The organism is Enterobacter soli ATCC BAA-2102, from assembly GCF_001654845.1.
Lineage (GTDB): Bacteria > Pseudomonadota > Gammaproteobacteria > Enterobacterales > Enterobacteriaceae > Enterobacter > Enterobacter soli.
This window is the reverse complement of the sequence record NZ_LXES01000038.1, coordinates 1-19851: the sequence shown is the minus strand read 5'-3', so window position 1 is coordinate 19851 and position 19851 is coordinate 1. Positions and strand designations below refer to the sequence as shown.

Sequence of the window (19851 nt, the reverse complement as noted above, 5' to 3'; positions counted from 1 at the left end):
TATGTTAGAACATATGAATTACGGGCTGTTTTATCTGATCAACGCCACACCGGCTTCCCCGGAGTGGTCTATCGATATCGCCACTTTTTTTGCAAAGGATCTGATTAGCATTGTTCCTCTGCTTGCTGCGATCCTTTGGCTGTGGGGGCCGCGCAGCCAGGTCAACTCCCAGCGCCAGCTGGTGATTAAAGTTGCCATGGCGCTTGCAGTGAGCGTGCTGGCAAGCTTTGTGCTGGGGCATATTTTTCCTCACGATCGTCCTTTTGTTGATCATGTGGGTTATACCTTCCTGCACCACGCGCCGGATGACTCCTTCCCGAGCGATCACGGGACGGTGATCTTTACCTTTGCGCTGGCGTTCCTGTTCTGGCACCGCGTCTGGTCTGGTGCACTACTGATGGTTGTTGCCGTGGCTATCGCCTGGTCGCGCATCTATCTTGGCGTGCACTGGCCGCTGGATATGGTGGGCGGTTTCCTCGTCGGATTGATTGGCTGCGTGAGTGCGGCGATCATGTGGAGTCTGTTTGGTCAGGCGCTTTACAACGGGCTGTCGCATCTTTATCGCACGCTCTTTGCCATCCCAATCCGCAAGGGCTGGGTGCGTGACTAACCCCAGTCCAACAGGTTACACTTGAGCCCCCGCCATGCGGGGGCTCACTTTTTTACCCCGAGGAACTATGGAAACACGTCGCGATGACCGTATTGCTCAGCTGCTTCAGGCGCTGAAGCGCAGTGATAAGCTGCATCTCAAAGAAGCCGCAAACCTGCTTGGCGTTTCTGAGATGACCATTCGTCGTGACCTGAACAGCGACAGCGCGCCCGTCGTGCTGCTGGGTGGGTATATTGTTCTTGAGCCCCGCAGCGCCAGCCATTATCTGATAAGCGACCAGAAAACACGTCTGGTTGAAGAAAAGCGCAAAGCCGCGAGGCAGGCCGCCTCTCTGGTACAGCCGCATCAGACGTTATTCTTTGATTGCGGGACGACAACCCCGTGGATAATCGAAGCCATCGACAGCAGCCTGCCTTTTACTGCCGTTTGCTATTCGCTGAACACCTTCCTTGCCTTGCAGGAAAAACCCGAGTGCCGGGTGATTCTCTGCGGCGGTGAGTTCCACGCCAGCAACGCTATCTTCAAGCCGCTTAATCTCCAGGACACGCTCAGCAACCTGTGCCCGGATATCGCCTTTTATTCCGCGGCCGGGGTCAATGTGCAGCAGGGGGCAACCTGTTTTAACCTGGAAGAGTTACCGGTGAAGCACTGGGCGTTAAACGCGGCCCAGTATCATGTCCTTGTGGTTGATCACAGTAAGTTTGGCAAGGTTCGTTCAGCACGAATGGGCGAGCTGGCACGCTTTGATGCGATCGCAAGCGATTGTCGCCCGGATGATGAGCTGGTCGCCCACGCGAAGGCGCAGCAGATTAAGTTGATGTATTAGCCCTCTCCCACAGCGAAAGGGCTAAGAGTGTAGGCCGGGTAAGGCGACGCCGCCACCCGGCAAAAAAATCAGAACCAGCTACCAAACCAGCCGTGGAATTTCATCATCACGAAGTCCCACATCCGGCTAAAGAACCCGCCCTCTTCTACCGCTTCCATCACAATCAACGGACGCTGTTCAATCGATTTGCCATTAAGCTGGAAATCAATCGTCCCGACCACCTGGCCTTTTTTCAACGGTGCAGTGAGCTGGCTGTCGGTCAGGGTATAGCTGGCTTTCAGGTTTTTCAGCTGGCCACGCGGAATGGTTACCGAGCCGCCTTCACCTGCGCCCAGATTGACCTCGCTCTTGTCACCAAACCAGACGCGCTGGCTAATGAAGGTGGCATCAGGCTTAATCGGCGTGACGGTTTCGAAGAAACGGAAGCCCCAGGTCAGCAGTTTTTCCGATTCGTTAAAGCGAATACGGTCGGTTTTGGTACCCAGCACCACTGAAATCAGGCGCATATCGCCCTGAGTCGCAGAAGCGACAAGGTTGTAACCCGCGCCAGCCGTTGTCCCGGTCTTCATTCCATCAACGTTCACGTTGCTGCTCCACAGCAGGCGGTTGCGGTTCGGCTGACGGATCTTATTGAAGGTAAACTCTTTTTCTTTATGGATGGCGTATTCGTCCGGCACGTCGTGGATAAGCGCTTTCCCTAACAACGCCATGTCACGCGCAGTACTGAACTGGCCCGGCGCATCAAGGCCGTGCACGGTTTTAAAGGTGGTATTGCTCAGTCCGAGCTTCTGGGCATAGCCGTTCATCAGGCCGATGAAGGAGTCCTGACTGCCCGCTACATAATCTGCCAGGGCGATACAGGCATCGTTACCTGACTGAATAATCACCCCTTTATTTAAATCTGAGACTGAAACCTGATCGCCAGGCTTCAGGAACATCACCGAAGAGCCACGCAGCGCGGGGTTACCGGTCGCCCAGGCATCTTTCCCGATGGTAACCATATCTTCCAGTTTGATCTTACCGGCCTTTAACGCCTGGCCGACCACGTAGCTGGTCATGATTTTGGTCAGGCTGGCCGGGTCAAGCTGCTCGTCAGCGTTGCCTTCTGCCAGCACTTTACCGCTGGCGTAATCCATCAGGATCCAGGCACGCGCATCAACCGGCGGGGCTTCAGGAGCCGCCTGTTCAGCTGCGTAGAGTGTCGGTGCAAAAAGAAAAAGAAGCGCAGAGCCTGCCGCCAGGCTGCGCAGAGAAGAAGTTTTTTGCGTCATAAATGCCACCCGAGTGTCCATTCAAAAAATTACGTCACATCACCGTGTCGCAAGAAGCGATGAGTAATAGCGCACTAAATCTGTTAAAGAAACCTAAACCAGGTAAAGTTTTTAAAGTTTATGCAATAACATCCAGATACGCTTTGATCAGCGCGATTTTTTTGTCTTCTGTTGCGTAATTGTTAGGTTTATCTCACCATGTCGAATTGCTGGCTCTGATTCACATCTCAGGTTGTTTGACTATTTCGGGAGTTAATATGATTACGCTGTGGGGCAGGAACAACTCAACCAACGTTAAGAAAGTCCTCTGGACGCTGGAAGAGCTGGATTTACCGTTTAAGCAGATTATGGCGGGTTTGCAGTATGGGGTGAACAAAGAGGCCGAATACCTGGCCATGAACCCGAACGGCCTGGTGCCACTGCTGCGTGATGATGAAACGGACCTTACGCTCTGGGAATCCAATACCATCGTGCGTTACCTTGCCGCCCAGTACGGTCAGAGCCGCCTGTGGGTGGAAAGCCCGGCAAAACGCGCCCAGGGTGAAAAATGGATGGACTGGGCAAACCAGACGCTCTCTCCAACTCACCGGGTTATCCTGATGGGGCTTATCAGAACCCCGGAAGCAGAACGAGATTACCCGGCCATTCACGCCGCGCAGGACGCCTGTGAAACGCTGTTTGCGTTAATGGACGATGAACTGGCGAAACATAAATGGTTCTCGGGTGACGCGTTCGGCGTGGGCGATATTGCCGTGGCACCCTTTGTCTGGAATCTGACCAACATGGGGCTGAAGTGGACGCCACGTCCTCACCTTGAACGCTGGATCAAACAGCTCAGCGAACGCCCGGCCTACCAACATGCAGTCATGACGCCAGTCACCTGATTATCCCCCGGACGGGCTGACTTTCAGCAGTTGCCCGTCCGATTCGTCCGTCAGAACATACAGCGCCCCGTCTGGCCCCACGCGGACATCGCGAATACGCTGCCCTCTGTCCTCCAGAATGCGACCATCCTCGGTCACGCTATTGCCTTTAACGCTCAGCACAATCACCGCCTTTTCCTTTAACGCACCAATAAACAGCTTGTTCTTCCACTGCGGGTATACATCGCTGTTGTAGAATGCCATCCCACTCACGGCGGGAGAAACTTTCCAGTAAAACAACGGTGGCTCGGTGCCTTTAACCTGTTCGCCTTGTGATTCCGGGATCTTCAGGCCGCTGTAGTTGATACCGTATGTCGCCAGCGGCCAGCCGTAGTTTTTCCCTTTTTCCGGGATATTGATTTCATCTCCGCCGCGCGGGCCATGTTCATTAAGCCACAGCGTGTTGCTCCAGGGATTCATCGCCATGCCCTGCGGGTTACGAATGCCGTAAGACCAGATTTCAGGCCGCGCACCGGGGGTATTCACAAATGGATTATCTGGCGGGACTTTCCCGTCCTGGGTCAGACGCACCACTTTCCCCTGAAGCTTGTCCAGTTCCTGCGCGGTCGGGCGCTGATTGTTTTCGCCAAGGCCAATAAACAGATATCCCTTGCCGTCGAACACCAGCCGTCCACCGAAATGATTCCCCGTCGAGAGTTTTGGCATCTGACGGAATACCACCTGGAACCCTTCAATCCGCGATACATCATCGCTCAGGCGGCCATACCCCACCGCGGTACCTGCTTTCCCGTCATGGCCCACCTCGGCATAGCTTAGCCAGACCCGCCGCGATTGCGCGAAATCAGGTGCCAGCACCGCATCCAGCAAGCCACCTTGCCCACTCGCCCACACCTTAGGGACGCCAATAATCGGATCGGAAAGCCCCTTCCCCGCCTGCCAGTGCCTGAGCTGGCCGCCACGTAAGGTCACCAGCAGGCCATTGTTGTCAGGTAAAAATGCCAGCGACCAGGGGTGATCGAGCCTGTTTTGCAACACTTCGACCTTCACCGCATCGGGTGCGGCAAGCAGAGAAACGGGAAATAACAATGCAGGCAGGAAAATCAGCGAGGATCGATGCATAACGCGCTCCTTTATCAGCAGATGGCATAAAGGTTAGCTACTCAGCCCGCGCGCGTTATCACTTTTACAAAAGCTTAATCAGATGGGGGAGTTGCCTCCCCCAGGGCTTAGTGCTGTTCGAGCTGGGCGTGCTCGTTCAGGCACATGATGCAAAGAGAGATCGTAGTCAGGCAGTGTTCGAGCTTCTCCGCGTTGACGGCAATAAACGTTGGGCAGTCATGGTGTCCGGTCATCAGACATACCCCTGCGATGGAGAGCACCTCGGCGGCACGACGCAGAGCCAACAGCTCACTTTCAGCGTACTCCGCTTTCAGAATGGGTGCTTTTTCACGCATGAAGTTGCAAAGTTCAAAGAAATTATCACGCAGATGTTCGCTTTCGCTGACTGACATATACCCTTTCGCCTTCCTCAGTTGCAGGTATGCCGCAAGATCGATTCGGGCGTTGATCAGCTTGTTCAGCAGATCGCGTTTCAGTCTGTCAACGGACATGCTATTTCCTCCTCTGTCAGCCTTTGTGCACCTTCAGAATAAGTACATTTTTTGTACAATTTACTGCCTCAGATCAATAAAACATAACTGATTAACATCATTTACAATGTTACAACTTTTGACCGACGCACCCCGCTTGCAAAGAGTGTATAAATCCCCCGCGGAACGCTGTAAAATCCCGCCCTGATAACTCCATAATTGATGAATTTTTAACCTATGAGCAATGTTACGCACCAGCCGAAAATCGGCTTCGTCTCCCTGGGCTGCCCGAAAAACCTGGTGGATTCTGAACGTATCCTGACCGAACTTCGCACCGAAGGCTATGACGTGGTGCCAAGCTACGACAACGCCGATATGGTGATCGTAAATACCTGTGGTTTTATCGACAGCGCGGTTCAGGAGTCTCTGGAAGCCATCGGTGAAGCCCTGACTGAAAACGGCAAAGTGATCGTGACCGGCTGTCTGGGCGCCAAAGTGGATCAAATCCGCGAAGTGCACCCGAAAGTGCTGGAGATCACCGGCCCTCACAGCTACGAGCAAGTGCTGGAGCACGTGCACCACTATGTGCCAAAACCAAAGCACAACCCGTTCCTGAGCCTGGTGCCAGAGCAGGGTGTAAAGCTGACTCCGCGCCACTATGCGTACCTGAAAATTTCTGAAGGCTGCAACCATCGCTGCACCTTCTGCATCATCCCGTCTATGCGTGGTGACCTGGTGAGCCGCCCAATTGGCGAAGTGCTGGCGGAAGCCAAGCGTCTGGCCGATGCTGGCGTGAAAGAGCTGCTGGTGATCTCTCAGGATACCTCTGCTTACGGCGTTGACGTGAAGCACCGTTCCGGCTTCCACAACGGCGAGCCGGTGAAAACCAGCATGGTTGGCCTGTGCGAACAGCTTTCTAAACTGGGGATCTGGACGCGTCTGCACTACGTCTACCCTTACCCGCACGTTGACGACGTGATCCCACTGATGGCTGAAGGCAAGATCCTGCCATACCTGGATATCCCGCTTCAGCATGCCAGCCCGCGTATCCTTAAGCTGATGAAACGCCCAGGCTCTGTTGACCGCCAGCTGGCGCGCATCAAACAGTGGCGTGAAATCTGCCCGGACCTGACCCTGCGTTCAACCTTTATCGTTGGCTTCCCGGGTGAGACGGAAGAAGATTTCCAGATGCTGCTCGACTTCCTGAAAGAAGCGCGTCTGGACCGCGTAGGCTGCTTCAAATACAGCCCGGTAGAAGGCGCGACGGCAAACGAACTGGCCGATCAGGTGCCGGAAGAAGTGAAAGAAGAGCGCTGGAACCGCTTTATGCAGCTGCAACAGCAGATCTCTGCTGAACGCTTGCAGGAAAAAGTGGGCCGCGAAGTTCTGGTCATTATCGATGAAGTTGACGAAGAAGGTGCTATCGGCCGCAGCATGGCAGACGCCCCGGAAATCGACGGCGCGGTATACCTGAACGGTGAAACCAACGTGAAACCGGGTGATATCGTGCGTGTGAAAGTCGAAAACGCGGACGAGTATGACCTGTGGGGTAGCCGGGTTTAATTAGCTTCCCCCCCCCCTCACCCTAACCCTCTCCCCACAGGGGAGAGGGAACTGCTCGGTGCGGTTTTTCACCCTCGCCCCTTTGGGGAGAGGGCCGGGGTGAGGGGTGCGGTGCCCGCAAAAACCTACCCCTTAATCCGCGGATCCAGCGCATCGCGCAACCCATCACCCAGCAGGTTAAACGCCAGCACGGTCAGGAAAATCGCCAGACTCGGGAATATCGCCACGTGCGGCGCTATTACCATATCCGCCCTCGCCTCGTTGAGCATTGCTCCCCATTCCGGTGTTGGCGGCTGCGCCCCTAGCCCCAAAAACGAGAGGCTTGCCGCAGAGATAATTGACACGCCAATACGCATCGTGAAATAGACCACGATGGATGACACCGTACCCGGTAGAATATGGCTGAACAGAATGGTGGTATCGCTGGCCCCCATACTGCGCGCCGACTCAATGAAGGTTTGCTGCTTAAGCACCAGCGTATTCCCGCGAACCAGGCGGGCAAACGCGGGGATAGAAAAGACCGCGACGGCGATAATCACGTTCGCCATACCGCTCCCCATAATCGCCACGACGGCGATGGCCAGCAGGATGCCTGGAAACGCGAATAACACATCGCAAATGCGCATGATGACTCTGTCCCACCAGCCTTCGTAGTACCCCGCCAGCAGACCGAGCACCGTGCCGATGGCTGCGCCTATCAACACGGCAAACACCCCGGCCGCCAGTGAGATACGCGCCCCCACCAGCACGCGGCTAAAAATATCACGCCCGAGCGAATCCACGCCAAACCAGTGCAGCATCGACGGCCCGTCATTCAGGCGATCGTAATCGAAGTAGTTTTCCGCATCAAAGGGGGCTATCCACGGGGCGAGGATCGCCACCACAATCAGCAGCAATACAAATAACCCTGCCGTCATGGCCACTGGCTGGCGGCGAAATCGCCGCCAGAACTCCAGCCACGGGGTTCTGATATGGTCCGGCTTTAACCCCGGCATGGCGTTCAAAACGGCCTGACGACGCCAGTTCAACAATCGCATCTTACTTATACCTGATAGCCGGGTTAATGGCGGCGTAGAGCACATCCACCACTAAGTTGATAAGAATAAACTCCAGCGAAAACAGCAGCACTTCTGCCTGAATAACCGGGTAGTCGCGCATGTCTACGGAATCAACCAGCAAGCGCCCTAGCCCTGGCCAGTTGAATACCTTTTCCACCACAATCGAGCCACCCAGCAAAAAGCCGAACTGAAGCCCCATCATCGTGACCACCGGGATCATCGCATTACGAAAACCATGCTTGAGGATGACCCACTTCTCGCTCACCCCTTTCGCCCGCGCGGTGCGGATATAGTCTTCGCTCAACACATCGACAAACGACGCGCGCGTAAACCGCGCCATCACCGCAGCCACGGCAGCCCCCAGCGTGAGCGAAGGCAGAATGTAGTGTTTCCAGGTATCCGCCCCAACGGTCGGCAGCCAGCCAAGCTCAACGGAGAAGACCTGCATCAGCAGCATCCCGAGGGCAAACGCCGGGAAGGAGATCCCCGTCACGGCCAGCGCCATACCCAGTTTATCCGGCCAGCGGTTGCGCCACACGGCCGCGACAATTCCGGCCACCAGGCCAAACAGCACTGCCCAGGTCATACTGGCGATAGTCAGCCAGAACGTCGGCATAAAGCGGCTGGCAATCTCTTCCGATACCGGACGGCGCGACACCATCGACATGCCAAAATCGCCCTGCAACACGTTGCCGATATAGTGCAGGAACTGCTTGTACAACGGCTGATCGAGCCCCAGCTGTTTGCGTACCAGCTCAATCACTGACGCATCCGCTTCTGGCCCGGCGATTAACCGCGCCGGATCGCCCGGCAGCATATGGACGAACAAAAACACCAGCACCGCCACAATCAGCAGCGTCGGGATAAGCCCCAGCAGGCGTTTAAATACATAATTCAACATGCCTTTCCCTCTCATCCCACAGGCCGTCGCCTGCGGGAATGAGTCTTTTATTTCAAATCAGCGTCATCAAAACTGAAGCCCGTATCAGGCATGATGTAGAACCCGGTCAGCGCTTTGTTATGCGCCGAAACCAGTTTTTCCACCACCAGCGGTACCCACGGAGACTCTTTCCAGATAACGTCCTGAGCATCTTTGTAGAGACGAGCTTTCTCTTCTGGTTTTGTGGTTTTCAGGGCATCCGCCAGGTCTTTGTCCACCTGCGGATTAGTGTAGAACGCGGTGTTAAATAGCGTCGGCGGCCAGTTCTGTGAGGCAAACAGCGGCGATAGCGCCCAGTCTGCTTCGCCGGTTGATGCCGTCCAGCCGGTGTAGAACATTCTCACACCGCTCTCTTTCTGCCCTTTACCTTCCACTTCGGCGGCACGCTGCCCGGCATCCATCGCCGTGACCTGCGCTTTGATCCCCACCTGCGCCAGCTGCTGCTGGGTGAACTGCAACACTTTTTGCGCGGTACTGTGATTATGCGACGACCACAGCGTAGTGCTAAAGCCATTCGGATAACCCGCTTCTTTCAGCAGCTCGCGCGCTTTGGCCGGATCGTACGGCCACGGCTGGTAGCTTTGCGAATAAGCAATGGCTGGCGGCAGCACGCCGGTTGCAGGGGTTGCATAACCGGCAAACGCCACTTTCACCAGCGCCTGGCGGTTAATCGCGTAGTTAATGGCTTCACGCACTTTCGGGTTATCAAACGGTTTTTGCGTGACGTTCATGCTGATGTAGCGCTGCATGATAGACGGGCTGGCCACCAGCTCAAGCTTGCTGTTTTTCGCAAGGATTGCCGCCTGCTCGTAAGGGATTGGGAAGGCAAACTGCGCTTCGCCCGTTTGCAGCATCGCTGCACGGGTATTGTTATCAACCACAGGACGCCAGGTGATGGTGTCGAGCTTCGGTAAGCCCTTCTGCCAGTAACCGTCGAATTTTTTCACCTTCACAAAATCGGTCTGATTCCAGGTGACCAGTTCATACGGCCCGGTACCCACAGGATGGAAGCCAATCTCTTTGCCGTATTTTTTCAGCGCAGCCGGGGAGATCATCGCCGTTGCCGGATGCGCCAGAATGTTGATAAACGCGGAGAACGGCTCTTTCAGGGTGATTTTCACCGTTGAAGGATCAACGACCTCAGTGCTGGCGATAGTTTTAAACAGGTTATAGCGTTTGAGGCTATTTTCCGGATTACTGGCGCGATCGAGGTTAACTTTGACGGCTTCAGCATTGAAATCGGTGCCATCCTGGAACTTCACGCCGCTTTTAAGCTTAATGGTATATACCAGCCCGTTGTCCGATACGGTGTAGCTTTCGGCCAGCACGTTTTTCAGCTTCATCTCTTTATCGAGGCCAAAAAGGCCCTGATAGAAGGATTTGGCAACCGCCTGCGACAAGGTATCGTTGGCGTCATAGGGGTCCAGGGTCGTGAAATTGGAGCCGACCGCAACAACCACATCTTTGGCAGCGAACGCGGGGGCTGCGGCCAGGGCTGCCGTCACGCTCGCGGCTAACAGCCATGTACGAGCAACAAATTTAACCATTGTGTTCTCCTGCCTGTTGTAAGTTATAACCGCGAGAATGCATTGTCCTGACGCGGAGGTGCCACAAAATGACCTGGACTGACTTCGCGAAGCGTCACGCGCTCCACCGATTCGCCCGGTTTACGAATATTACCCGGCATCTCATCCTGCAACAGCACGCGCTGGGCGTGGCGATGGGCAGGATCAGCAACCGGTACAGCCGCCATCAGCTTACGGGTATAGGGATGCTGCGGGTTTTCAAATACCGCCTGACGGGGGCCAATCTCAACAATCTGCCCCTGTAACATCACCGCGACCCGGTGGCTGATGCGCTCAACAACGGCCATATCGTGCGAGATAAACAAAAACGCGATGCCCATATCCCGCTGTAAATCGAGCAATAAGTTAATGATTTGCGCGCGAATAGAGACATCCAGCGCCGACACCGACTCATCGGCAATCACCACTTTCGGATTCAGCGCCAGCGCGCGTGCAATACAGATTCGCTGTCGCTGACCACCGGAAAACTCATGCGGATACCGCCAGGCGTGTTCAGGCAGTAATCCAACACGTTCCAGTAACCAGGCCACCCGCCGCTGGGCCGCCTCACCGTCGAGCAGGTTATGCACCCGCAACGGCTCCATTATTGAATAGCCAACCGTATGACGCGGGTCGAGCGAGGCGTAGGGATCCTGGAAAATAAACTGAATATCCCGACGCAGCGGCTGGAGCTTGCTGGAAGGCAGGGTATCAATACGTTCCCCGTTAAAGGTGATACTCCCTTCCTGAGACTCCACCAGCCGCAGTAGCGCCCGCCCGGTGGTAGACTTACCGCAACCCGACTCCCCAACCAGCGCCAGCGTTTCACCCGGCCAGAGATCAAAACTGACGTTCTCTACGGCATGAACTTCCCGCTTCACGCGATTAAACAGCCCACTGCGCAACGGGAAGCGGGTCACAAGATTACGCACCTGCAACACAGGTTGACCCGGCACAACCGTGTCCTGTTCTGTTTCAGCTTCCTGTTGCCCGTTATCACCCGGTGAAATCAACGGAAAACGCCGCGGTAACGCGCTGCCGTTCATTGCGCCCAGACGCGGCACAGCAGCCAGTAATGCTTTGGTATAGGGATGTTCCGGGGCATGGAATATCTGCTCGACACTGCCCATTTCAACGGCAATGCCCTGGTGCATCACCAGCACACGATCGGCAACATCCGCCACAACGCCCATGTCATGGGTGATAAAAATCACCCCCATTTCCATTTCCTGTTGCAGCACTTTAATCAGTTGCAGGATCTGGGCCTGAATCGTCACATCCAGCGCGGTGGTCGGCTCGTCGGCGATCAGCACCGCCGGGCGGCACGACAGCGCCATCGCAATCATCACGCGCTGGCGCATTCCGCCTGAAAGCTGATGCGGATAGCGCGACAAAATGGCCTGCGCTTCAGGAATACGCACTTGTTCCAGCATTCGTTTTGCTTCAGCCAGCGCTTCATCGCCGCTTAAGCCCTGATGCAGGCGGATAGACTCTGCAATCTGTTCACCTACCGGGAAAACCGGGTTCAGGGAGGTCATAGGCTCCTGGAAAATCATCGCAATATCCGCGCCGCGTACCCCCTGCATTTGCGATGAACTCAGTTTGGTTAAATCAATCACCTGGCGATTGCGACGACGCAGCAGCATCGTGTCGCACTCCACCTTTCCACCCGACTGTTCGAGCAGGCGCATTAATGACAGCGCCGTGACCGACTTACCTGAACCAGACTCGCCAACAATCGCCAGCGTTTCGCCACGATTAAGCGAAAACGACAGATTTTTTACTGCGGGGATGAACTGCCGCTCTTCCTGAAACGCAATATTCAGTTGTTGAACCGCCAGAACCTCACGGCTGTCCAGCTTTTCACTGTGCGGCACGCATAACCCCCTTATTCACGATAAATCCCCGTACTGGGCGCATCTCCGGCATAACCCCAGGCGCGGTACATGCCTTCGCTGTTAAAGGGCAACGCCACGTTTCCCTCATGATCCACAGCGATTACCCCGCCCACGCCGCCCAGCGCCGGGAGTTTTTCCATCACCACTCGCTCACAGGCTTCCGCCAGACTCAAACCGCCGTAATCCATCAGCGCGGTAATGTCATACGCTGCCAGCGCGCGAATAAACACCTCGCCGGTTCCGGTACAGGAGACCGCCGCTGTGGCGTTATTGGCATAGCATCCCGCCCCGGGCAGTGGGCTGTCGCCTACCCGCCCTGGCAGCTTGTTCGTCATGCCGCCGGTAGACGTTGCGGCAGCGAGGTTGCCGGCTTTATCCAGCGCAACCGCACCCACCGTACCCATTTTGCTGTTCTCATCCAGCGGCGCGGTATGGTCAAGCTGTGTAATCCCCTCTGAACGGGCATCCAGTAACTGCTGATAGCGTTCCGGAGTCGAAAACAGGTCGGGAGATACCGATTCCATCCCGTGCTCAACGGCAAATTGTTCCGCCCCTGCGCCTGTCAGCAGGACATGAGGGCTGTTTTCCATCACCAGACGCGCCGCCAGAACAGGGTTACGCAGATGGCTTACCCCGGCAACCGCACCGGCTTTAAGGGTGATGCCGTCCATCACACAGGCATCAAGCTCGTGCGTTTCGTCGCGGGTAAACACCGAACCAATCCCGGCATTAAACAGCGGACACTCCTCCAGCAGACGAACGGCTTCGGTCACGACATCCAGCGCGCTCTCGCCCGCTTCCAGCATTCGCTGCCCTGTTTCCACAATATTATAAAGCGCGTCGATATAACGTTTTTCCTGCTCGGGACTGAGCTGCGCACGGGTGATTGCCCCAGCGCCGCCATGAATTGCGATTACCGCATTAACCATTTCGCATCACCCATCCGCCTGACCAGCGGCTTTTTCTATAAATATCATTATCGTTGCTGATTCTTCAGATAATTTTTGAATATAGAAAGACGCCACGGTGATGTAAAGGGTACACCCATCGGGTCATACAGTTAGTGGCACTTTTCTGCCATAATGAGCGCTTTCGTTGTTACTCCGCAGGAGCCACCCATGGATTTTACCGCCGGACTGATGCCGCTCGACACGGCACTGACCCAGATGCTCGACCGCATTTCCCCGCTGCAAGACCACGAAACGCTGCCCTTAGTACGCTGTTTCGGGCGCATTGCGGCGCGTGATATCGTTTCTCCGCTCAATGTGCCGGGATTCGATAACTCCGCGATGGACGGTTACGCGGTACGCCTGGCGGATATCCAGACGGGTCTGGCGCTGCCTGTGGCAGGTAAAGCCTTTGCGGGCCAGCCGTTTAACGGTGAGTGGCCTGCCGGTAGCTGCATCCGGATCATGACCGGCGCGCCAGTGCCAGCCGGTTGCGATGCCGTGGTGATGCAGGAAGAAACCGAACAAACCGACGACGGCGTGCGTTTTACCGCCAGCGTCAAGGCAGGCCAGAACATCCGTCGCACGGGTGAAGATATTACGCTTGGTGCGACCGTATTCAGCGCCGGGCAAAAACTGACGGTGGCAGAGCTGCCGGTGCTGGCGTCTCTGGGTATCGCCGATATCGACGTTATCCGTCGCGTGCGCGTTGCGGTCTTCTCTACCGGTGATGAGCTGCAACTGCCGGGTCAGCCGCTGCAAGAGGGGCAGATTTACGACACCAACCGCCTGGCGGTGCACCTGATGCTGGAACAGCTTGGCTGTGAAGTGGTCAACCTGGGCATTATTCCTGACGATCCCGAAAAGCTGCGCGCTGCCTTTATTGAGGCGGATAAATGCGCGGATGTGGTGATAAGTTCCGGCGGCGTGTCTGTTGGCGAAGCGGATTACACCAAAACCATTCTTGAAGAGCTGGGTGAAATTGGCTTCTGGAAACTGGCTATTAAACCCGGGAAACCGTTCGCCTTTGGCAAGCTGGATCACAGCTGGTTCTGCGGCCTGCCTGGCAACCCGGTATCCGCCGCCCTGACCTTCTATCAGCTGGTGCAGCCGCTGCTGGCAAAACTGTCTGGCAATAACGCCAGCCCGCTTCCGCAACGCCTGCGCGTGCGGGCGGCAACCCGTCTGAAGAAGTCACCGGGTCGTCTTGATTTCCAGCGCGGTATTCTGGCGCGCAACGCCGATGGCGAGCTGGAAGTCAGCACCACGGGGCATCAGGGTTCGCATATTTTCAGCTCATTCAGCCAGGGCAACTGCTTTATCGTGCTCGAGCGCGAACGCGGTCATGTAGAAGCGGGCGAATGGGTTGAGGTGGAAACCTTTAATCACCTGTTTGGGGGCTAATCATGACGGTAGAACTGAGCGATCAGGAGATGCTGCGCTATAACCGTCAGATTGTGCTGCGCGGTTTTGACTTCGACGGCCAGGAAGCACTTAAAGCCGCCAGTGTGCTGGTGGTAGGGCTGGGTGGCCTGGGCTGTGCCGCCGCGCAGTACCTGGCTGCGGCAGGTGTCGGCAACATGACGCTGCTGGATTTTGACACCGTGTCGCTGTCGAATCTGCAACGCCAGACGCTGCACAGCGATGCCACGCTCGGCGAAGCCAAAGTCGAGTCAGCAAAAACGGCACTGACGCGCATCAATCCCAACGTTCAGTTCACCCTTATTAACGCCATGCTGGATGAGGACGCGCTGTTCGCGCAAATCGCCCGGCATGACCTGGTGCTGGACTGCACCGATAACGTGACGATTCGTAATCAGCTCAATGCGGGCTGTTTTGCCCATAAAACGCCGCTGGTTTCCGGGGCAGCAATCCGTATGGAAGGGCAAATCAGTGTATTTACTTACGTCGAAGGCGAGCCCTGCTACCGCTGCCTGAGCCGCTTGTTTGGTGAGAATGCGCTGACCTGTGTTGAGGCGGGAGTGATGGCTCCGTTAGTGGGGGTGATTGGCTCTATGCAGGCGATGGAAGCGATCAAGGTACTGACCCGTTACGGCACACCCGCGGCAGGCAAAATCGTGATGTATGACGCGATGACCTGCCAGTTCCGTGAGATGAAGCTGATGCGTAATCCGGGGTGTGAGGTTTGCGGAGGTTAAAGCAAACAGCAACCTTCAGGTTGCCGTTTTAGTATTTGCTCCCTCTCCCTGTGGGAGAGGGTTGGGGTGAGGGCATCAGGCCGCACCCGTCAGATAGACGTCCGTCCAAACGCCCCCTGCCAGTCCTGCTCAAACTTCACAATCGCCGCATCCACAGCAGGTGAGGTAATAAACTGCTGCGCCACATCCAGCGGCAGCGTAATTGACTCGCAGCCCGCCAGCAGGCAATCCAGGGCCTGACGCGGCGTTTTGAAACTGGCGGCCAGCACTTTGGACTGCGGAGCATGAAGCGACAGCAACTGCTGCAATTCCACAACGGTCTGGATACCGTCCCCGCCCTGCGCATCCACCCGGTTAACGTATGGTGCGACATACTCAGCCCCCGCCAGCGCGGACAGCATCCCCTGCGCGGCACCGTAAACCGCCGTGCCAAGCGTTGGAATACCTTCCGCTTTCAGCATTTTGATTGCCGCCAGCCCTTCTGCCGTCACCGGCACTTTCACCACCAGGTCATTGATAATGGCGCGCAGCTTACGCGCATCTTCCACCATGCCTTCTGCGGTGGTCGCCATCACCTGTGCAAACAGGCGGCCTTTGCCACCCAGCGCGTCGTGCAACTCGGGCAGTAACACATCCAGCGGTGTTTTACCTGCCGCAACAATGCTCGGGTTGGTGGTTACACCAGCCAGCGGGAAGATGCGGGCCAGTTTTTTGACTGCCGCAACGTCGGATGTGTCGAGATAAAGTTCCATGATGTAACCCTCAAAATTAGCCTGCATTTACCCTATCACGGCAAAACCCGCTCAAGAGTTGACCTGCATCAAGATAACTTTCATTCGAAAGTAATTTAATCTTCATATGCAAGATGAGAGGCGAAATAATGATCTTCAATATACAGCGTTATTCTACCCACGATGGCCCAGGTATTCGTACCGTGGTGTTCCTGAAAGGCTGTTCCCTGGGCTGCCGTTGGTGTCAGAACCCGGAAAGCCGCTCCCGTACCCGGGACGTGCTGTTTGACGCTCGCCTGTGCCTGGACGGCTGCGACCTGTGTCAGCAGGCTGCCCCGGGGTATATTGAGCGGGCATTAAATGGCCTACTCATCCATCGTGAAAAACTGAACGAAGAAACGCTGGACGCCCTCACCGACTGCTGCCCCACTCAGGCTCTCACCGTCTGCGGTGAAGAGCAGCAGGTCGAAGAGATTATGGCGACCGTGTTGCGCGATAAACCGTTTTATGACCGCAGCGGCGGCGGGATCACGCTCTCTGGCGGCGAACCCTTTATGAACCCGGATCTGGCGCACGATTTATTTAAAGCCAGCCACGACCAGGGAATTCATACCGCGGTTGAAACCTGTCTTCACGTGCCGTGGCACTACATTGAGCCATCATTACCCTATGTCGATCTGTTCCTGGCTGACCTGAAGCACGTCGATGGCGAGGTCTTCAAACAGTGGACGGACGGCTCGGCCAAACGCGTGCTGGATAACCTTAAGCGTCTTGCCGCCGCCGGAAAACAGCTCACCATTCGCGTGCCGCTGATCCAGGGTTTTAACGCCGATGAGGCCTCCATCACCGCGATCACTAATTTCGCTGCCGATGAACTGAACGTCCGCGATATTCATTTTCTGCCGTATCACACGCTGGGTATGAACAAATACACCCTGCTCAGCCAACCCTACTCTGCCCCTGATAAACCGCTGGATAACCCTGCGCTGCTGGATTTCGCGCAACAGTATGCCTGCCGGAAAGGGTTAACCGCGACCTTACGAGGATAAACTTATGACTACCCTGAATCTCAACACCCTCAGCGACCGTATTAAGGCACACAAAACGGCACTGGTGCACATCGTTAAGCCACCGGTCTGTACCGAGCGCGCACAGCACTACACCGAAATGTATCAGCAGCACATGGACAAGCCGATCCCGGTACGTCGTGCGCTGGCGCTGGCGCATCACCTGGCGCAACGCACCATCTGGATCAAACACGATGAGCTGATCATCGGTAACCAGGCAAGCGAAGTCCGCGCGGCGCCCATCTTCCCGGAATACACCGTTTCCTGGATTGAAAAAGAGATTGATGACCTGGCAGATCGCCCAGGGGCAGGTTTTGCGGTAAGCGAAGAGAACAAACGCGTGCTGCATGAAATTTGCCCGTGGTGGCGTGGACAGACGGTGCAGGATCGCTGCTACGGCATGTTCACCGACGAGCAAAAAGGCTTGCTGGAAACCGGCATCATCAAAGCAGAAGGCAATATGACATCCGGTGACGCACACCTGGCCGTGAACTTCCCGCTGGTGCTGGAGAAAGGCCTGGACGGGATGCGTGCCAAAGTTGCCGAACGCCGCTCCCGCATCAACCTGACCGTGCTGGACGATCTGCACGGCGATCAGTTCCTGAAAGCGATTGATATTGTGCTGGAAGCGGTTAGCCTGCACATTGAACGTTTTGCCGCGCTGGCACGTGAAATGGCCTCAACCGAAACCCGTGAAAGCCGCCGTGACGAACTGCTGGCGATGGCTGAAAACTGTGATGTGATTGCCCACGAACCGCCAAAAACCTTCTGGCAGGCGCTGCAACTGTGCTATTTCATCCAGCTTATCCTGCAAATTGAGTCCAACGGCCACTCCGTGTCGTTTGCCCGTATGGACCAGTATCTCTACCCTTACTATCGCCGCGATGTCGAACTGAGCCAGTTTCTCGATCGCGAACATGCCATTGAACTGCTGCACAGCTGCTGGCTGAAGCTGCTGGAAGTGAACAAGATCCGCTCTGGCTCGCACTCGAAAGCATCTGCGGGCAGCCCGCTGTACCAGAACGTCACCATTGGCGGTCAAAAACTGGTGAACGGCGAGCCGATGGATGCGGTGAACCCGCTCTCTTACGCGATTCTCGAATCCTGCGGCCGTCTGCGCTCTACTCAGCCAAACCTGAGCGTGCGTTACCATGCGGGGATGAGCAACGATTTCCTCGACGCCTGCGTGCAGGTGATCCGCTGTGGTTTCGGGATGCCGGCCTTTAACAACGATGAAATCGTGATCCCGGAGTTCATCAAACTCGGCGTTGAAAAAGACGATGCCTACGATTATGCGGCGATTGGCTGTATCGAAACCGCCGTCGGTGGCAAATGGGGCTATCGCTGTACCGGGATGAGCTTTATTAACTTTGCGCGCGTGATGCTGGCCGCGCTGGAAGGCGGTCGTGATGCCACCAGCGGTAAAGTATTCCTGCCGCAGGAAAAAGCGCTTTCCGCCGGTAACTTCAACAACTTCGACGAAGTCATGGCGGCCTGGGATACCCAGATCCGTTACTACACCCGTAAATCCATCGAGATTGAGTATGTGGTAGACACTATGCTTGAGGAGAACGTCCACGATATTCTCTGCTCTGCCCTGGTGGATGACTGTATCGAGCGTGCGAAGAGCATTAAGCAAGGCGGCGCGAAGTACGACTGGGTTTCCGGTCTACAGGTCGGTATTGCCAACCTCGGCAACAGCCTGTCAGCCGTTAAAAAGCTGGTCTTCGAGCAGGGTGTTATCGGTCAGCAGCAGTTGGCGGCAGCACTTGCAGACGATTACGAAGGTTTAACCCATGAGCAGCTTCGCCAGCGCCTGATCAACGGTGCGCCGAAATACGGTAACGACGATGACAGCGTCGATTTACTGTTAACCCGCGCGTATGAAACCTATATTGCGGAACTTAAGCAGTACCACAACCCGCGCTACGGCCGCGGCCCAATTGGCGGTAACTATTACGCCGGGACATCTTCCATTTCGGCTAACGTACCGTTCGGTGCTGCAACGATGGCAACCCCGGATGGCCGTAAAGCGCATACGCCACTGGCGGAAGGCGCAAGCCCGGCGTCCGGCACTGACCATCTTGGCCCAACGGCAGTGATTGGTTCCGTCGGCAAGCTGCCGACCGAGGCGATTCTGGGCGGGGTGTTGTTAAACCAGAAGCTGAACCCGGCAACGCTGGAAAACGATAGCGACCGCCAGAAGCTGATGGTGCTGCTGCGTACCTTCTTCGAGGTGCATAAAGGCTGGCATATTCAGTACAACATCGTGTCGCGCGAGACGCTGATGGAAGCGAAGAAACACCCTGACCAGTACCGCGACCTGGTGGTGCGTGTCGCAGGTTACTCGGCGTTCTTTACCGCCCTGTCGCCGGATGCGCAGGACGATATTATTGCGCGTACGGAACATACGCTTTAACGCTCCATCCCCTCTCCCTTGAGGGAGAGGGTTAGGGTGAGGGGGAAAGGCGCACGCTGATGCCCTCACCCCGGCCCTCTCCCACGGGGAGAGGGAGAAAACATTAAAAACGACAACCTTGTTATAATGCCAGTCAGTTCAGTGGTATGAAGCCACTCTGTTATTTTAGTGGCATTGTTCCGTTCACTCAGACTTTCCTGCTACCACCATAATCCGCTGCGGTGAACGTGTTAAGGGGGCTATCGCGCCCCCTTAACAATCCCGTCTCCCCGGCAAAGAAAATCGCCGCTTCGCGGTACCCTCAGTCTTCTCTGCGGCCGGAAA

Annotated in this window: 17 protein-coding genes; 8 read left to right on the top strand and 9 right to left on the bottom strand. The window is 55.9% G+C overall.

Annotated elements, in window-relative coordinates; all coding sequences use genetic code 11:
* The first annotated feature begins 1 nt into the window (after position 1).
* Positions 2-610: an undecaprenyl-diphosphate phosphatase gene (ybjG, locus tag M987_RS12655; RefSeq protein WP_014069495.1), complete on the top strand. Its 609-nt coding sequence runs from the start codon at positions 2-4 to the stop codon at positions 608-610.
* 67 nt (positions 611-677) lie between these two features.
* Positions 678-1436 carry a DNA-binding transcriptional repressor DeoR gene (gene deoR, locus M987_RS12650; RefSeq protein WP_014069494.1) on the top strand — a complete coding sequence of 253 codons (759 nt, stop codon included), beginning with the start codon at positions 678-680 and terminating at the stop codon, positions 1434-1436.
* A gap of 68 nt (positions 1437-1504) precedes the next feature.
* On the opposite strand, the gene dacC is transcribed toward deoR, so the two are convergent.
* Positions 1505-2707 carry a serine-type D-Ala-D-Ala carboxypeptidase gene (gene dacC / locus M987_RS12645; protein WP_014069493.1) on the bottom strand — a complete coding sequence of 401 codons (1203 nt, stop codon included), beginning with the start codon at positions 2705-2707 and terminating at the stop codon, positions 1505-1507.
* Between the two features lie 257 nt (positions 2708-2964).
* Here dacC and M987_RS12640 point away from each other — a divergent pair, with 257 nt between their 5' ends.
* Positions 2965-3591 carry a glutathione S-transferase family protein gene (locus tag M987_RS12640; protein ID WP_014069492.1) on the top strand — a complete coding sequence of 209 codons (627 nt, stop codon included), beginning with the start codon at positions 2965-2967 and terminating at the stop codon, positions 3589-3591.
* On the opposite strand, the gene M987_RS12635 is transcribed toward M987_RS12640, so the two are convergent.
* The gene (locus tag M987_RS12635) at positions 3592-4710 is read right to left on the bottom strand and encodes a PQQ-dependent sugar dehydrogenase (protein WP_014069491.1); all 1119 of its coding nucleotides are present in this window, start codon (positions 4708-4710) and stop codon (positions 3592-3594) included. It abuts the gene before it with no gap.
* Between the two features lie 107 nt (positions 4711-4817).
* Positions 4818-5201 carry a biofilm formation regulator BssR gene (bssR, locus tag M987_RS12630; protein ID WP_014069490.1) on the bottom strand — a complete coding sequence of 128 codons (384 nt, stop codon included), beginning with the start codon at positions 5199-5201 and terminating at the stop codon, positions 4818-4820.
* A gap of 216 nt (positions 5202-5417) precedes the next feature.
* On the opposite strand from bssR, the gene rimO reads away from it, so the two are divergent.
* The gene (rimO, locus tag M987_RS12625; protein WP_014069489.1) at positions 5418-6743 is read left to right on the top strand and encodes a 30S ribosomal protein S12 methylthiotransferase RimO; all 1326 of its coding nucleotides are present in this window, start codon (positions 5418-5420) and stop codon (positions 6741-6743) included.
* 125 nt (positions 6744-6868) lie between these two features.
* Here rimO and gsiD read toward each other — a convergent pair whose 3' ends face one another.
* From gsiD to iaaA, 5 genes are read right to left on the bottom strand one after another with little or no spacing between them, the layout of a single operon-like run.
* The gene (gsiD, locus tag M987_RS12620; protein WP_014069488.1) at positions 6869-7780 is read right to left on the bottom strand and encodes a glutathione ABC transporter permease GsiD; all 912 of its coding nucleotides are present in this window, start codon (positions 7778-7780) and stop codon (positions 6869-6871) included.
* A gap of 1 nt (position 7781) precedes the next feature.
* Positions 7782-8702 carry a glutathione ABC transporter permease GsiC gene (gene gsiC / locus M987_RS12615; protein ID WP_014069487.1) on the bottom strand — a complete coding sequence of 307 codons (921 nt, stop codon included), beginning with the start codon at positions 8700-8702 and terminating at the stop codon, positions 7782-7784.
* Between the two features lie 47 nt (positions 8703-8749).
* Complete coding sequence (gene gsiB, locus M987_RS12610) at positions 8750-10288, bottom strand: glutathione ABC transporter substrate-binding protein GsiB (protein WP_014069486.1); 1539 nt, start codon at positions 10286-10288, stop codon at positions 8750-8752.
* Between the two features lie 23 nt (positions 10289-10311).
* Positions 10312-12183, bottom strand: coding sequence for a glutathione ABC transporter ATP-binding protein GsiA (gene gsiA, locus M987_RS12605; RefSeq protein WP_014069485.1), 1872 nt, complete (start codon positions 12181-12183; stop codon positions 10312-10314).
* Positions 12184-12194: 11 nt separating this feature from the next.
* Complete coding sequence (gene iaaA, locus M987_RS12600; protein WP_014069484.1) at positions 12195-13133, bottom strand: beta-aspartyl-peptidase; 939 nt, start codon at positions 13131-13133, stop codon at positions 12195-12197.
* Positions 13134-13322: 189 nt separating this feature from the next.
* On the opposite strand from iaaA, the gene moeA reads away from it, so the two are divergent.
* Both moeA and moeB read left to right on the top strand, forming a co-directional pair.
* Positions 13323-14555: a molybdopterin molybdotransferase MoeA gene (gene moeA / locus M987_RS12595; protein ID WP_014069483.1), complete on the top strand. Its 1233-nt coding sequence runs from the start codon at positions 13323-13325 to the stop codon at positions 14553-14555.
* 2 nt (positions 14556-14557) lie between these two features.
* On the top strand, positions 14558-15310 hold the full coding sequence (gene moeB, locus M987_RS12590) for a molybdopterin-synthase adenylyltransferase MoeB (protein WP_014069482.1): 753 nt from the start codon (positions 14558-14560) through the stop codon (positions 15308-15310).
* Between the two features lie 89 nt (positions 15311-15399).
* Here moeB and fsa read toward each other — a convergent pair whose 3' ends face one another.
* Positions 15400-16062 carry a fructose-6-phosphate aldolase gene (gene fsa, locus M987_RS12585; RefSeq protein ID WP_014069481.1) on the bottom strand — a complete coding sequence of 221 codons (663 nt, stop codon included), beginning with the start codon at positions 16060-16062 and terminating at the stop codon, positions 15400-15402.
* Positions 16063-16190: 128 nt separating this feature from the next.
* Between fsa and M987_RS12580 the strand changes: the two genes are divergently transcribed.
* Positions 16191-17090, top strand: a complete 900-nt coding sequence (locus M987_RS12580; protein WP_014069480.1) for a glycyl-radical enzyme activating protein — start codon at positions 16191-16193, stop codon at positions 17088-17090.
* A gap of 4 nt (positions 17091-17094) precedes the next feature.
* Positions 17095-19527 carry a formate C-acetyltransferase/glycerol dehydratase family glycyl radical enzyme gene (locus M987_RS12575; RefSeq protein WP_014069479.1) on the top strand — a complete coding sequence of 811 codons (2433 nt, stop codon included), beginning with the start codon at positions 17095-17097 and terminating at the stop codon, positions 19525-19527.
* Positions 19528-19851 lie beyond the last annotated feature (324 nt).

What these genes read in the sequence shown, in the direction of transcription:
- dacC (WP_014069493.1), bottom strand. Translation starts at nt 2,707, where the DNA reads ATGACGCAAAAAACTTCTTCTCTGCGCAGCCTGGCGGCAGGCTCTGCG.
- M987_RS12640 (WP_014069492.1), top strand. Translation starts at nt 2,965, where the DNA reads ATGATTACGCTGTGGGGCAGGAACAACTCAACCAACGTTAAGAAAGTC.
- iaaA (WP_014069484.1), bottom strand. Translation starts at nt 13,133, where the DNA reads ATGGTTAATGCGGTAATCGCAATTCATGGCGGCGCTGGGGCAATCACC.
- M987_RS12580 (WP_014069480.1), top strand. Translation starts at nt 16,191, where the DNA reads ATGATCTTCAATATACAGCGTTATTCTACCCACGATGGCCCAGGTATT.
- rimO (WP_014069489.1), top strand. Translation starts at nt 5,418, where the DNA reads ATGAGCAATGTTACGCACCAGCCGAAAATCGGCTTCGTCTCCCTGGGC.
- bssR (WP_014069490.1), bottom strand. Translation starts at nt 5,201, where the DNA reads ATGTCCGTTGACAGACTGAAACGCGATCTGCTGAACAAGCTGATCAAC.
- M987_RS12635 (WP_014069491.1), bottom strand. Translation starts at nt 4,710, where the DNA reads ATGCATCGATCCTCGCTGATTTTCCTGCCTGCATTGTTATTTCCCGTT.
- gsiD (WP_014069488.1), bottom strand. Translation starts at nt 7,780, where the DNA reads ATGCGATTGTTGAACTGGCGTCGTCAGGCCGTTTTGAACGCCATGCCG.
- M987_RS12575 (WP_014069479.1), top strand. Translation starts at nt 17,095, where the DNA reads ATGACTACCCTGAATCTCAACACCCTCAGCGACCGTATTAAGGCACAC.
- fsa (WP_014069481.1), bottom strand. Translation starts at nt 16,062, where the DNA reads ATGGAACTTTATCTCGACACATCCGACGTTGCGGCAGTCAAAAAACTG.
- moeA (WP_014069483.1), top strand. Translation starts at nt 13,323, where the DNA reads ATGGATTTTACCGCCGGACTGATGCCGCTCGACACGGCACTGACCCAG.
- gsiB (WP_014069486.1), bottom strand. Translation starts at nt 10,288, where the DNA reads ATGGTTAAATTTGTTGCTCGTACATGGCTGTTAGCCGCGAGCGTGACG.
- deoR (WP_014069494.1), top strand. Translation starts at nt 678, where the DNA reads ATGGAAACACGTCGCGATGACCGTATTGCTCAGCTGCTTCAGGCGCTG.
- moeB (WP_014069482.1), top strand. Translation starts at nt 14,558, where the DNA reads ATGACGGTAGAACTGAGCGATCAGGAGATGCTGCGCTATAACCGTCAG.
- gsiC (WP_014069487.1), bottom strand. Translation starts at nt 8,702, where the DNA reads ATGTTGAATTATGTATTTAAACGCCTGCTGGGGCTTATCCCGACGCTG.
- ybjG (WP_014069495.1), top strand. Translation starts at nt 2, where the DNA reads ATGTTAGAACATATGAATTACGGGCTGTTTTATCTGATCAACGCCACA.